General features: G+C 70.3%; 12 protein-coding genes. All 12 read left to right on the top strand.

Features of this window, described 5'->3' with window-relative positions; translation table 11 throughout:
* The first annotated feature begins 327 nt into the window (after window positions 1–327).
* The 12 genes from ABZ939_RS34675 (at window position 328) to ABZ939_RS34730 (ending at window position 13909) form a co-directional block, all read left to right on the top strand.
* Window positions 328–1083 carry an SDR family oxidoreductase gene (locus tag ABZ939_RS34675; RefSeq protein ID WP_361864203.1) on the top strand — a complete coding sequence of 252 codons (756 nt, stop codon included), beginning with the start codon at window positions 328–330 and terminating at the stop codon, window positions 1081–1083.
* Window positions 1080–1763 (top strand): HAD family phosphatase, encoded by a 684-nt coding sequence (locus ABZ939_RS34680; protein WP_361864204.1) that lies wholly within the window; start codon window positions 1080–1082, stop codon window positions 1761–1763. Before ABZ939_RS34675 ends, ABZ939_RS34680 begins: the two co-directional genes overlap by 4 nt.
* Window positions 1764–1954: 191 nt before the next feature.
* Window positions 1955–3481, top strand: a complete 1527-nt coding sequence (locus ABZ939_RS34685) for a Re/Si-specific NAD(P)(+) transhydrogenase subunit alpha (protein ID WP_361864205.1) — start codon at window positions 1955–1957, stop codon at window positions 3479–3481.
* A gap of 1 nt (window position 3482) precedes the next feature.
* Entirely contained in the window at window positions 3483–4901 is a 1419-nt protein-coding gene (pntB, locus tag ABZ939_RS34690) for a Re/Si-specific NAD(P)(+) transhydrogenase subunit beta (protein WP_361864207.1), read from the top strand.
* A 159-nt stretch (window positions 4902–5060) separates the two neighbouring features.
* Window positions 5061–6569 (top strand): DUF4246 domain-containing protein, encoded by a 1509-nt coding sequence (locus tag ABZ939_RS34695; RefSeq protein WP_361864209.1) that lies wholly within the window; start codon window positions 5061–5063, stop codon window positions 6567–6569.
* A 224-nt stretch (window positions 6570–6793) separates the two neighbouring features.
* On the top strand, window positions 6794–7456 hold the full coding sequence (locus ABZ939_RS34700; RefSeq protein ID WP_361864211.1) for a hydrolase: 663 nt from the start codon (window positions 6794–6796) through the stop codon (window positions 7454–7456).
* A 5-nt stretch (window positions 7457–7461) separates the two neighbouring features.
* Window positions 7462–7983, top strand: a complete 522-nt coding sequence (locus tag ABZ939_RS34705) for a DoxX family protein (RefSeq protein WP_361864213.1) — start codon at window positions 7462–7464, stop codon at window positions 7981–7983.
* Between the two features lie 81 nt (window positions 7984–8064).
* Window positions 8065–8649, top strand: a complete 585-nt coding sequence (locus ABZ939_RS34710) for a DNA starvation/stationary phase protection protein (protein ID WP_361864251.1) — start codon at window positions 8065–8067, stop codon at window positions 8647–8649.
* Window positions 8649–10076 carry an NAD(P)/FAD-dependent oxidoreductase gene (locus tag ABZ939_RS34715; protein ID WP_361864215.1) on the top strand — a complete coding sequence of 476 codons (1428 nt, stop codon included), beginning with the start codon at window positions 8649–8651 and terminating at the stop codon, window positions 10074–10076. The genes ABZ939_RS34710 and ABZ939_RS34715 overlap by 1 nt, the downstream gene beginning before the upstream one ends.
* A 69-nt stretch (window positions 10077–10145) precedes the next feature.
* Entirely contained in the window at window positions 10146–10976 is an 831-nt protein-coding gene (locus tag ABZ939_RS34720) for an alpha/beta hydrolase (RefSeq protein ID WP_361864216.1), read from the top strand.
* Window positions 10977–11072: 96 nt separating this feature from the next.
* A complete protein-coding gene (locus ABZ939_RS34725; protein ID WP_361864218.1) occupies window positions 11073–12026 on the top strand; it encodes an alpha/beta hydrolase in 954 nt (317 codons plus the stop codon).
* Entirely contained in the window at window positions 12023–13909 is a 1887-nt protein-coding gene (locus ABZ939_RS34730; RefSeq protein WP_361864220.1) for an amidohydrolase, read from the top strand. Before ABZ939_RS34725 ends, ABZ939_RS34730 begins: the two co-directional genes overlap by 4 nt.
* The last annotated feature ends 11 nt before the right edge of the window (window positions 13910–13920 follow it).

Here is a 13920-nt window from a genome sequence, read left to right on the forward strand (position 1 = left end):
TGTCCGGCGACGCTTCCGAATCTTCTGCCTAGTTTCGACCGCACCGGTACGCCGGGCACGAGAGACGGGACGGGCTCACATCCCCAGTTGTAACACTTCACCGCTGTCCGTCGCCGCCCGTGCCAGGATCCTCGCGCGCTGCCCCTTGGCTGTGGGCCGCGCCCGGGCGCCCTCACGCACCGTGACCACGGCCCTCCGACTGTCGGTCTCGTCCGCCTTCGCCGGCATGTTCCGGGTCACTCCTGCCGACTGTTGACGGGCGGCTGCGGCCGGGGCACAGTGGGCCCCACCCATGTAAGCAACCGCTTAGTCTGTCACGAGGGGCACATGAAGCGTTTCGAGGGAAAGACCGCCGTCGTCACCGGTGCCAGCCGCGGTATCGGCCTGGCCATCGCCGAGCGGCTCGTCGCCGAGGGCGCCCGCGTCGTCATCACCGGCCGCACCAAGGAGTCGCTCGACGAGGCGGTCGCGGGCCTCGGCGGCCCCGCGCACGCGCTGGGCGTCGCCGGCAAGGCGGACGACCACGAGCACCAGGCCGACACCGTCCGCCGGGCGATCGACGCGTTCGGCAGCGCGGACCTGCTGGTGAACAACACCGGCATCAACCCGGTGTACGGCCCGATGATCGAGCTCGACCTCGCCGCCGCCCGCAAGATCGTGGAGATCAACTGCCTCGCCGCGCTCTCCTGGACCCAGACGGTCCACAGGGCGTGGATGCGGGAGCACGGCGGCTCGATCGTCAACGTCTCCTCGGTCTCCGGCGTGCAGCCGGCGCCCATGATCGGCATGTACGGCGCCAGCAAGGCGATGCTGATCTCGATGACCGAGCTGCTGGCCGTCGAGCTGAGCCCGGACATCCGGGTCAACGCGGTCGCGCCGGCCGTCGTCAAGACGAAGTTCGCCACCGCCCTGTACGAGGGCCGCGAGGAGCGGCTCGCCGCCGGCTACCCGCTCAAGCGGCTCGGCGAACCCGAGGACATCAGCGGTGTCGTCGCCTTCCTCCTGTCGCAGGACGCCGCCTGGCTCACCGGTCGGACCGTGGTCGTCGACGGGGGCGTCACGCTGGCCGGAGCAGCCGAGTGAGCCGGGCCGACGCGCCCCCTGGGGCACCCGTCGAGGCCGTCGTCTTCGACTACGGCGGCGTGCTCACCTCGACCGTGAAGGAGTCGATCGCGGCCTGGCTCGCGGCCGACGGAATCGAGCCGCAGTCGTTCTCGCGGACCCTCAAGGCCTGGCTGTCCCGCGGCGCACCCGACGGGACGCCGATCCACCGCCTCGAAACCGGCGAACTGGCCGTCGAGGAGTTCGACGCCCTCCTCGCCGCGGAACTCACCACCATCGACGGCCGCCCAGTCGATCCGGTCGGTGTGCTCGCCCGGCTCTTCGCCGGGATGCGCCTCGACCCGGCGATGCTCGGGCTCGTGGAGGAACTGCGCGAGCTGGGCATCCGGGTCGCCCTGCTGTCCAACAGCTGGGGCAACACCTACCCGCGCGAACGGATCGACGCGCTGTTCGACCCCGTCGTCATCTCCGGCGAGGTCGGTCTGCGCAAACCGCTGGCCCCCATCTACGAGTTGACCCTCGAGCGTCTGGGCGTCGCCGCCGGGCGGGTGCTCTTCCTCGACGACGCCGAGCCCAACGTGCTCGGCGCGCGAGCAGTCGGCATGCAGGCGCACCTGCACGTCGACGCCCCCTCCACCCGAGCGGCCCTCGCCGCACGCGTCCCCGGCCTGCGCCGCAGCTCCCCTTCCGTCCGTATTTAGGCGGCCGTGCGCGGTTGCGTGAGGTCAGGGCCAGGGCCGGGCGGATGTTGCGTACACCTCACCCGTGGGTCCTGTTCAAGGAGAGCTCTCGGCGGTCAAGCTGAGCGGCGTGCTCCGGATCATGGCGGGGGCACTACTGATCCGGTGGGGTACGGGCCGATGACGGCACTCCTAGTGAACGGAGAAAACTCGTGATTGTCGGAGTCCTCAAGGAAGCCCGGGCAGGTGAGAGTCGCGTCGCGGCCACGCCGGCCACGATCGAACAGATCCGCAAACTGGGGTACGAGGTCGTCGTCGACTCGGGCGCGGGCGTCGCGGGCGGATTCACCGACAGCGCCTACGTGGCCGCCGGCGCGACCGTCGGCGACGCGGCGGCCGCGGACGTGGTACTGGGGGTCAACGCCCCGAGGCCGGCACAGCTGGACCGGGTACGGCCGGAGGCGACGGTGATCGCCCTGTTCGCGCCGGCCTTCGACCCGGCGATGGTCGAGGATCTGGGTCGGCGTCCCTTCACGGCGCTGTCGATGGACGCCGTACCGCGCATCAGCCGGGCGCAGTCGATGGACGTTCTGTCGTCCATGGCCAACATCGCCGGCTACCGGGCCGTCATCGAGGCCGCCCACGAGTTCGGACGCTTCTTCACCGGCCAGGTGACCGCTGCGGGCAAGGTGCCCCCGGCGAAGGTGCTCGTCGCGGGTGCCGGCGTCGCCGGTCTGGCGGCGATCGGCGCCTCGGGCTCGCTCGGTGCGATCGTGCGGGCGACCGACCCGCGACCGGAGGTCGCCGAACAGGTCCGCTCGCTGGGCGGCGAGTACCTGTCGATCGAGTCCCCGGAAGTGGAGGTCTCGAAGACGGGCTACGCCAAGGAGATGGGCGACGACTACAAGGCGCGCGAGGCCGAGCTCTACGCCGCCCAGTGCCGCGACGTCGACATCGTCGTCACCACCGCGCTGATCCCGGGGCGCCCCGCGCCGACGCTGATCACCGCGGAGATGGTGGCGAGCATGAAGCCGGGGTCGGTGATCGTCGACATGGCGGCCGCCAACGGCGGCAACGTCGTGGGCACCGTGAAGGGCGAGAAGACCGTCACCGAGAACGGCGTGACGATCATCGGCTACACCGATCTGGCGGGCCGGCTGCCGGCCCAGGCATCCCAGCTGTACGGCACGAACCTCGTGAACCTGCTGAAGCTGATGACGCCGAACATGGACGGCTCGCTGGTCCTTGACTGGGACGACCCGGTGCAGCGCTCGATCACCGTCGTACGCAAGGGCGAGTCGGCCTGGCCGCCCCCGCCGGTCCAGGTCTCCGCGGCCCCGGCCCCCGCACCTGCGGCGGCCGCGACGCAGCCGGTGCCGAGGAAGGCGCCGATGACGGCGAAGCAGAAGTTCGGCGGCGTGGCCCTCGGCGCCCTGGCGCTGTTCCTCACCGCCGCGTTCGCCCCCGCGGCGCTGCTGCCCCATGTGACGGTCTTCGTGCTCGCGATCGTGATCGGTTACTACGTGATCGGGCACGTGCATCACGCGTTGCACACGCCGCTGATGTCGGTGACCAACGCGATCTCCGGGATCATCGTCGTCGGTGCGCTCCTGCAGATCGGCCACACGAGCACGGCGGTCACGGTGCTCTCGTTCGTCGCGATTCTTCTCGCCAGTATCAACGTCTTCGGCGGCTTCGCGGTGACGCGTCGCATGCTCGCCATGTTCAACCGGAGCTGACATGTCTGCGACCCTCGCCGCTCAGGCGGCCTACCTTGTTGCCGCGCTGCTGTTCATCCTTGCGCTGGCAGGACTCTCCAAGCACGAGTCGGCACGGCTCGGCAACGCGTTCGGCATGCTCGGCATGGGCGTCGCGCTCGTCGCGACGGTCGTGCTCGCGTTGGAGGGCGACGTCAGTGGTGCCGGCCTCGGCCTGATGGCCGTCGCGATGCTGATCGGCGCGCTGATCGGCCTGCAGCGGGCCCGCGGCGTCGAGATGACCGGAATGCCCGAGCTGATCGCGCTTCTGCACTCCTTCGTCGGTCTGGCCGCCGTGCTGGTCAGCTGGAACGGCTTCCTGAACGTCGAGCACGACCCCGACGGCCACGAGGCCAAGGCCCTGGACGCGCTCGGCACGTTGGGCATTCACCACGCCGAGGTGTTCATCGGCCTGTTCATCGGCGCGGTGACCTTCACCGGCTCCATCGTGGCGTACCTGAAGCTCGCCGCGAAGATCGACTCCAAGCCGTTGGTGCTGCCGGGCAAGAACGCCCTGAACCTCGGCTCGCTGGTCCTGTTCCTCGCCCTGACGGTGTGGTTCGTGATCACGCCGGAGCTGTGGCTGCTGATCACCGTGACGGTCCTCGCGCTGGCCCTCGGCTGGCACCTGGTGGCCTCGATCGGCGGCGGCGACATGCCGGTCGTCGTCTCGATGCTCAACAGCTACTCCGGCTGGGCGGCGGCGGCCTCCGGCTTCCTGCTCGGCAACGACCTGCTGATCATCACCGGTGCGCTGGTCGGCTCCTCGGGCGCCTACCTGTCCTACATCATGTGCAAGGCGATGAACCGCTCGTTCATCTCCGTCATCGCCGGCGGATTCGGCATCGAGGCGCCGTCGGGCGCGGATGTCGAGTACGGCGAGCACCAGGAGATCACCGCCGAGAGCGCCGCCGAACTGCTCGGCTCGGCCCGGTCGGTGGTCATCACGCCCGGCTACGGCATGGCCGTCGCGCAGGCGCAGTACCCGGTCGCGGAACTCACCTCGAAGCTCCGCGCGAAGGGCGTCGACGTCCGCTTCGGCATCCACCCGGTCGCCGGCCGGCTGCCTGGTCACATGAACGTCCTGCTGGCCGAGGCCAAGGTGCCGTACGACATCGTGCTCGAGATGGACGAGATCAACGACGACTTCGCCAAGACCGACGTCGTCCTCGTCATCGGCGCCAACGACACGGTCAACCCGGCCGGAGCCGACGACCCCAGCAGCCCGATCGCCGGCATGCCGGTGCTCACCGTCTGGGAGGCGGAGAAGGTCATCGTGTTCAAGCGCTCGATGGCCTCCGGATACGCCGGCGTACAGAACCCGCTGTTCTTCCGCGACAACACCTCCATGCTCTTCGGAGACGCGAAGGACCGGATCGAGGACATCGTCGGCGCGCTCTGACCCAGGGTGCGGACCAGCGCAGGGCGGAGGCCGCTCTCTCTTCCACGGGAGGGCGGCCTTCGCGTTCCGGGGTCGTGGTGGGCGCGCAGTTCGGCTGCGGTGTCAGTCTGCTGAGCTATCCTGCCCGCCACCGCACACCGACCGTAGGGACCACGAGAATTGACCGGCCTGTCTGCCTTCCCGCTGCCCTTCCACGCTTCCCGTTCCATATCGTTCGCGACACCACGAACGCTGCGGGAACTCGAGATGATGCAGTGCAGCGCGCACCTTCGGGCGAAGCCGGGGTGGTTCGACAAGATGAACGATGCCGACATCGTCGCCAGGTGGACGCAAGAAGCGGTCGCCCAGGGCCTCACCGAAGCGCAGGTTCGTTACGTGCTCGCCGAACTCGCCCACTACGCCGCGCTGCGGGACGGACGAACCGGCGTCGAGGTGTCCGCCGTCGACGGGGTGTGGCAGTCGGACACACTGGTCGACGACAAGCTCGCATCCCGGCTGCGCGAGGCGGTTCGGGTTCTGGAACAGGTCCCCGAAGCAGAACAGGACTGGCATCCCGGATCCGACGGCCAGGTACTGGATCTGGTTCATCCCTCACTGTTCTGCCTCGTGAGAGAGGCGAGCGGGGCGCCCGAGCGGGCTTGGCAGAACCCGACGGACCGCTACTCGAAGTACGAGTTCTCGGAGAAGTTCCAGTGGCTGCCCACGGATGTCGACGTCAGTGACGACGGCGATGTCTCCTTCCGTTCGTACGTCAACAACGTCCACCCCGAGACCCATCACGAACTCGCCTCCGTCCTGCCGGACCTGTTCGCACGCTTTCTCCCACTGCTGGAGAACGTGCTCACCGATCTGCGCCATCCACGGCCCCTGCGGATCGAGGCCGATCCTTATGGGTGGTACGACTCGGAGCCGGAGTATCCGAACAAAGCCTCCTACAGCGACAACGGGGCCTATTCAGATGCCCTCGACGCATGGACGGAGGCCCAGGAAGACTGGTGGGAGAACCGCCGTCCGATCATCCCGGACGCCCCGGACTTCACCCCGCCCGAGGCCCCCGACGCGTCCGCCCGAGTCGACCTGCGCGGCCGCCGCCTCCAGGTCATCGTCAAGCTCGCCACCATTCACCTCACCCCGGACAAGCCCGAGTACCCCGGCGGCTCCTGGCATGTCGAGGGGATGCTGAACGAGCGGATCGTCTCGACGGGCATCTACTACTGGGACAGCGAGAACATCACCGAGAGCCGGCTGGGTTTCCGGGCGGCACTCGACGACCCGAACTATGAACAGAACGACGACGACGGTCTGCGTGAGGTCTACGGGCTGGAGAACGAAGACGCACTGAACCAGGTGCTGGGATCGGCGTCGACGCCGGCGGGTCGCTGCCTGGCGTTCCCGAACATCCTGCAACACCGCGTCGGGTCATTCCGCCTCGTGGACCCCACCCGTCCGGGACACCGCAAAATTCTTGCGTTCTTCCTGGTCGACCCGTCGGAAAAGATCGTCTCGACATCGGATGTGCCACCGCAGCAACCGTGGTCCGACACCTCGACCATGACGCTTGAACAGGCCAAGGACTACCGCGAACAGCTCATGCAGGAACGCAAGTTCTTCGTCGACGAACACAACGATCAGCTCTACGAACGGGAATTCTCCCTCTGCGAGCACTGAACCTCTCGCGGCGGGTGGAGCATCTGGCCCGCCGGAGCGGTCGCCAGGTTCTCGGTCGTGAGAGACGGGAGTCCTGACCGGCCCGGTCCACTCTGCTGTGCGCTGTCGTGCCAACTCCTGGGCACAGGGAGCAAAGTCGGGCGGCCGGACCGGTCGTACGTTCGGGGTGTGCCCAGCCGCGAAGGCGGCGGGGCGCCATACCGACTGCTCCGAGAGGACCCCTCATGTTCGACATCGCCAAGGTGCAGGCCGCCCCGAGCGCGGATCTGCTCACGCCCGACAACGCGGTCATGCTCTTCGTGGACCACCAGCCTCAGATGTTCTTCGGCACCGGGAGCGGCGATCGCGCCGCGATCATCAACAGCACCGTGGGTCTCGCCAAGGCGGCTCAGGCGTTCGATGTGCCGGCCGTCCTGACCACGGTCGCCGCCGAGTCGTTCTCCGGGCCCCTGCTGCCCCAGCTCGCCGAGGTGTTCCCCAAGCACGAGGTCATCGACCGCACGACCATGAACGCCTGGGAGGACGAGGCGCTCGTGGCGGCGGTCAAGGCGACCGGGCGCAAGAAGATCATCCTCTCGGGCCTGTGGACCGAGGTCTGCCTGGTGCTGCCCGCACTCTCCGCCCTGGAGCAGGGGTACGAGGTGTACGTGGTCTCCGACGCCTCCGGCGGCGTCAGCCCGGCCGCCCACGAGCACGCCCTGCAGCGGATGATCGCAGCCGGCGCGGTGCCGGTGACCTGGGTGCAGGTGCTCCTCGAGCTGCAGCGCGACTGGGCGCGCCAGGAGACGTACGGCGCGGTCATGGAGATCGTCAAGGCCCACGCGGGCGCCTACGGCCTGGGCGTCGTGTACGCGCAGAGCGTCATCGGCGCCCACGCGGCCGGCTGACAGCCGTGGACACCGGCATTCTGATCCTGCGTCTGCTGGTGGGCCTGCTCGTCGCCGGCCATGGAGTGCAGAAGATCAGCTCACACCTGGGCGGCAGGGGACTCGACGGCGGCGCGGAGGAGTTCCGCGCCGACGGCTTCCGCGGCGGAGTCCTCACAGCCCTGGCGGCAGGCGGTGGCCAGATCGGATCGGGTCTGTTGCTCGCCGCCGGCCTCGTGACCCCGCTCGCCGCCACCGGGGCCATCGGGGTCATGACGGTCGCGCTCACCGTGAAATGGCACAACGGCCTCTGGGTGCAGAACGACGGATACGAGTACCCGCTCGTCCTCATCGGCGCCGCCACCTCTCTCGCCGCGACCGGACCCGGTGCCTGGTCCCTCGACGCGGCCCTCGGCCTCACGCCGTACCCGCTGTGGTGGGCCGCCCTCGCCCTTGCGGCCGGTCTCGGTAGCGGGCTGCTCACCCGGCTCGTCCTGCACCGGACGGCCCCGGCGGCGCCGCGGACCGCCGCCCCCGGCGGCCGCTGAGCGCGAGCCGCGAAGACCGGGTCCGGCCGCTCCGAGCCCCCGACCGGACGGCCGGGCCCTTCCACCTGCCAGGAGTAGATGATGGACACCACTACCACCGCGCCCCCGCGCGGCGGCGGCCAGCCGCTGCTGCACCAGAAGGGCGACGAGACCCAGACGTTCGGCACGCTCAAGCAGCTGCCGATCGGCCTCGGCCACGACACCCGCATGTACGCCTGCCAGCGCCTGAACCGCGTACTGGCCGACACGCAGATCCTGTACTCCCTTTACAAGAAGCACCACTGGCTCATGCGCGGGGCGACCTTCTACTCGCTCCACCTGATGCTGGACAAGCACGCCGAGGCCCAACTGGCCATCGTGGACGCGCTGGCCGAGCGGATCCAGAGCCTCGGCGGCGTCGCCGTCGGAGACCCGCGCCACGTCGCGGAGCTGACGGGGATTCCCCGGCCGCCGGACGGCGTGGAGAAGGTCCCTGTCATGTTGTCGCGGCTCCTCGACGCGCACGAGCGGATCCTGATCGACGCGCGGGACGCCGCCGCCCGGATATCGGCGGAAGGCGACGAGGGCAGCATCGACCTGCTCGTCTCCGACGTCATCCGCACCGGCGAGGCGCAGGTGTGGTTCCTGGCCGAGCACCTCGTGGACACCCCTCTGGTGCGCGGCTGATGGAGGACACGTACGACGTCGTCGTGGTCGGTGGTGGGCCGGCCGGCGAGGTCACCGCCGATCGGGTCGTCCGGTCAGGACTGACCGCCGTCGTCGTCGAGGCCGAGACGGTGGGCGGCGAGTGCTCGTACCGGGCATGTGTGCCGAGCAAGGCCCTGCTGCGTCCCGGCGCGGCCAGGGAAGCCGCGCTGTCGGTCGACGGGGCACGGCAGGCGGTGACCGCGGCACTCGACCCGGCGCGGGTCCTGGCCCGCCGCGATCGGTTCACCGGCCGCGGTGACGACACCGGCCAGGCCGACTGGCTGAGCAGCGCCGGCATATCCCTCGTACGAGGGCATGGTCGGCTCGCCGGAGAGCGCCGGGTGGAGGTGACCGGGGCCGACGGCTCGGTCCGCGCTCTGCGGGCGCGGCTCGCGGTCGTCCTCGGCCCCGGCACGGAGCCCACGCTGCCGCCCGTCGAAGGACTCGACCGGATCGGCGTGTGGACCAACCGGCAGGCCACCACGGCCGATGCGGTACCCGAGCGGCTCGTCGTCATCGGCGGGGGAGTGGTGGCCTGCGAGATGGCCACCGCGTGGCGCTCACTCGGTTCCTCCGTCACCCTGCTCGTCCGCGGCCAGGCCCTGCTGACCGGCTGGGAGCCGTGTGCCGGCGAAGAGGTGACCCGCGGTCTGACCGGTCTGGGCGTCACGATCCGCTTCGGGGTCTCGGCGACCCGGGTCGTCCGTGACGAGGCCACCCGCACCGTGACCGTGGAGACCGACGACGGCGCCACTCTCGTCTGCGACGAGGTACTGGCCGCGGTCGGCCGTCGCCCGCGCACCGCGGACCTCGGTCTGGAGACCGTCGGACTGCCGGCCGGCGACTGGCTGCCGGTCGACGACACCTGCCGCGTCACCACCCTCGACGGGAACTGGCTCTACGCCGTCGGCGACGTGAACCACCGCGCGCCGCTGACCCACATGGCCAAGTACCAGGCCCGCGCCTGCGCTGCGGCGATCGCGGAGCGTGCCGCAGGCCGCCCCGCCGACACGGGACGCCGGCAGGCCTGGAGCGCGGAGGCCGACCACATCGCCGTCCCGCAGGCCGTCTTCACCCACCCCGAGGTCGCGAGCGTCGGTCTCACCGAACGCGCGGCACGCGAAGCGGGAGTCGCGGTACGCGCGGTGGAGTACCGCATCGACGACGTCGCCGGGGCCGCGCTGTACGCGGACGACTACCGCGGCCACGCCAAGCTCGTCGTCGACGAGACCCGTGGCGTCGTCGTCGGCTGCACCCTCACCGGCCCGATGGCGACCGAACTCATCCACACGGCCACCGTCGCCATCGTGGGCGAAGTCCCGCTCGAGCGTCTGCGGCACGCCGTTCCCGCCTTCCCGACGGTCAGCGAAGTCTGGCTGCGGTTGCTGGAGGCGTACGGCCTCTGAGGCCACCGCCTCCCAGCCATCCGAAACGCAACACCACCACACCACCACACCGACGCAAGGAGCACACCCATGCCGTTCATCAAGGTCGCCGAAGGCGGCTCCGCACCCATCAACCTCTACTACGAGGACCACGGCACCGGACAGCCCGTCGTGCTGATCCACGGCTGGCCGCTCAACGGGGCTTCCTGGGAGAAGCAGACCGCCGCACTCCTCGCCGCCGGCCACCGGGTCGTCACGTACGACCGGCGCGGCTTCGGTCGCTCCGACCAGCCCGCGGACGGCTACGACTACGACACCTTCGCCTCCGACCTGAACGAGGTCCTCACCACCCTCGACCTGCGTGACGCCGTCCTGGTCGGCTTCTCCATGGGCAGCGGCGAGGTCACGCGCTACCTCGGCACGTACGGCTCCGACCGCATCGCCAAGGCAGTCATGATCGGCGTCGTGCCGCCCTTCCTGCTGAAGACGGACGACAATCCGGGCGGGGTGGACGCGGGTGTCTTCAAGGGCATCGAAGAAGGCATCTCCGCGGACCGGTTCGCGTTCATGACGGCCTTCCTCGCCGACTTCTACAACGTGGACGTGCTCGGCGGGGAGCGCATCAGCGAGCAGGCGGTCCAGGCCAGTTGGAACGTCGCCGTCAGCGCCTCCGCCAAGGGCACCCTGGACTGCGTCCAGGCCTGGCTCACGGACTTCCGCGCGGACCTGCCGCGCATCGACGTCCCCACCCTCATCATCCACGGCGACGCCGACCGCACCCTGCCCGTCGGGGTCACTGCGATCCCGCTGGCCCAGCTCATCACCGGCGCCCAGCTGACGATCGTGCCCGGCGGCCCGCACGGCCTGATCTGGACACACGCCGACGAGGTCAACACCGCCCTGCTCGCCTTCCTCGACTGAGCAGGCCTGCCGCTTCATGCCCGGCGGAGGCCCAGGAACCCGCTGAACCCTCCCCGCCCCACCGCCGCCCCGTACACCCTTCGAAGGAGAACCCTCATGCCGAACCGGCCGACCCTCGAACCCGCAGCCCAGGCCTTCGCCGACGCCACCGCTCAGCCGCCCTTCCTCTACCAGATCCCCGTGGCGGACGGCCGCAAGGCCGTGGACGACGTCCAGAACGGTGAAGGCGTCCCCCTGCCTTCCGTCGACGAGGAATGGGTCACCGTCCACGGCGGCCCGACCGGCGACGTCCGCGCCCGGATCGTCCGCCCGCGCGGCGCCACCGGCCCCCTCCCCGTCGTCCTCTACATCCACGGCGCGGGCTGGGTCTTCGGCAACGCCCACACCCACGACCGGCTCGTCCGCGAACTCGCCGTCGGCACCGGGGCGGCCGTGGTCTTCCCCGAGTACGACCTCTCGCCCGAGGCCCGCTACCCCGTCGCCATCGAGCAGAACTACGGCGTCGCCCAGTGGGTGGCCCGCGAGGGACACCACAAGGACCTCGACGGCACGCGGATCGCCGTCGCCGGCGACTCGGTCGGCGGCAACATGACCGCCGCCCTCACCCTCATGGCCAAGCAGCGCGGCGACGTCCGCCTCACCCACCAGGTCCTCTTCTACCCGGTGACCGATGCGAGCTTCGAGACCGACTCGTACCACCGGTTCGCCGAGGGCTACTTCCTGCGCCGCGACGCCATGAAGTGGTTCTGGGACCAGTACACGACCGAAGAGGCCGAGCGCGCCCAGATCACCGCCTCACCGCTGCGCGCCACCACCGAGCAGCTCACCGGCCTGCCGCCGGCACTCGTCATCACCGCCGAGGCCGATGTCCTGCGTGACGAGGGTGAGGCGTACGCGGCGAAGCTCCGCGCCGCCGGCGTCCCCGTCACGGCCCTGCGCGTCCAGGGCGCCATCCACGACTTCGTCATGCTGAACGCACTGCGCGAGACGCAGGGCGCGGAACTGGCCATCGGTGTCGCCACCGACACCCTGCGCAAGGCCCTGGCATGACCGGGCAGTCGACCAGCATGCCGGTGGCGGGCCTGGTGCCCGCCCCGCGCAGGGAACACGCGCAAGCGGACCTCCTCGTCCGCAACGCGAAGGTGTTCACCGGTGACCCCGACCGACCCGAGGCCCGCGCCGTCGCGATCCGCGACGGCCGGGTCGCGGCCCTCGGCGACGACCACGACCTCGCCCACCTCGTCGGGCCCGGGACCAAGGTCGTCGACGCCCTCGGCCGCCGGGTGATCCCCGGCCTCAACGACTCGCACCTGCATGTCATCAGGGGCGGCCTGAACTACGTCCTGGAGCTGCGCTGGGACGGGGTCCGCAGCCTCCGCCACGCCCTGGCCATGCTGCGCGAGCAGGCCGGCCGCACCCCCAAGGGGCAGTGGATCCGGGTCGTCGGCGGCTGGACAGCCGAACAGTTCGCCGAGCGCAGGATGCCGACCGTCGCCGAGCTGAACGAAGCCGCCCCCGACACCCCGGTGTTCGTCCTGCACCTGTACCAGTCCGCCCTGATGAACCGGGCCGCGGTCCAAGCCGCCGGGTTCACCCGCGACACCCCCGATCCGCGCGGCGGACAGATCGTGCGGGGCCGGAACGGCGAACCCAACGGCGTCCTCCTCGCGGCGCCGAGCGCTCTCATCCTGTACTCGACGCTGGCCAAAGCGCCGACGCTGGACGAGGCCGACAAGCGGACGTCGACGCGACACTTCCTGCGTGAGCTGAACCGTTTCGGGCTGACCTCCGCGGTCGATGCCGCCGGCGGGTTCCAGAACTTCCCAGACAACTACGCCACGGTCGTCGACCTCGCCGGCTCGGGGGAGCTGTCCCTGCGCATCGCCTACCACCTGTTCCCGCAGACGGCCGGCCAGGAGCTCGCCGACCTGAAGCGCTGGACCGAGATGGTCAAGCCCGGGGACGGGGACGAGTGGCTCCGGCTGAACGGCGCGGGTGAGAACCTGACCTGGGCCGCCGCCGACTTCGAGAACTTCTCCGAACCCCGTCCCGAACTCGCCGAGGGGTACGAGGCCGAGTTCGAGAAGGCCGTCCGGCTCCTGCTGGAGAACGGCTGGGGCTTCCGGCTCCACGCGACCTACGACGAGACGATCCGCCGCGACCTGGCCGTCTTCGAGAAACTCGCGGCGGAAGGCCTCTTCCCCGGCGGGAACCGGTGGCTCTTCGATCACGCGGAGACCGTGTCGGCCGACAGCCTGGACCGGATCGCCGCACTCGGTGGTGCCGTGTCCGTCCAGAACCGCATGTCCTTCCAGGGCACCGCCTTCCGCGACCGCTACGGCGCCGAGGCCGCCGCCCACACCCCGCCGGTCCGGGCCATGCTCGACCGGGGCCTGACCGTCGCCGCCGGAACGGACGCCACCCGCGTCTCCTCGTACAACCCGTGGGTCGCGCTCCACTGGCTGGTGACCGGACGCACGGTCGGCGGCACCGCGCTCTACCCGGCCGACAACCTGATCAGCAGGGAGACCGCCCTCGACCTCTACACGCGCGGCGGAGCCCGGCTCACCGGCGAGCAGGACGTCAAGGGAATCCTGCGGGAGGGCTGGTACGGCGACCTCGCCATCCTGTCCGACGACTTCCTCACCGTGCCCGAGGAAGTCATCCCCGACATCGAGTCCGTGCTCACCGTCGTCGGCGGCCGCATCGTCTACGCGAGCGCGGAGTACGACGGACTCGACGAGGTCGTCCCGCCGGTGAGTCCGCGGTGGAGCCCCGTGGCCCGCTTCGGCGGCTACCAGAGCGGTGCCCGCCAGGCCTCGCACGTGGCCGAGGCGGTCGCCGAGTCCGAGCAGCAGCGCCGATGGCGCGTCGCTCGTGGCTCCGCTCCCGAGACGCCTCCGCCGTTCCTCGACCCCTGCTTCGAGCACTGAACGAGAGATCC

The sequence above is a fragment of the Streptomyces sp. NPDC046712 genome (assembly GCF_040645695.1).
Lineage (GTDB): Bacteria > Actinomycetota > Actinomycetes > Streptomycetales > Streptomycetaceae > Streptomyces.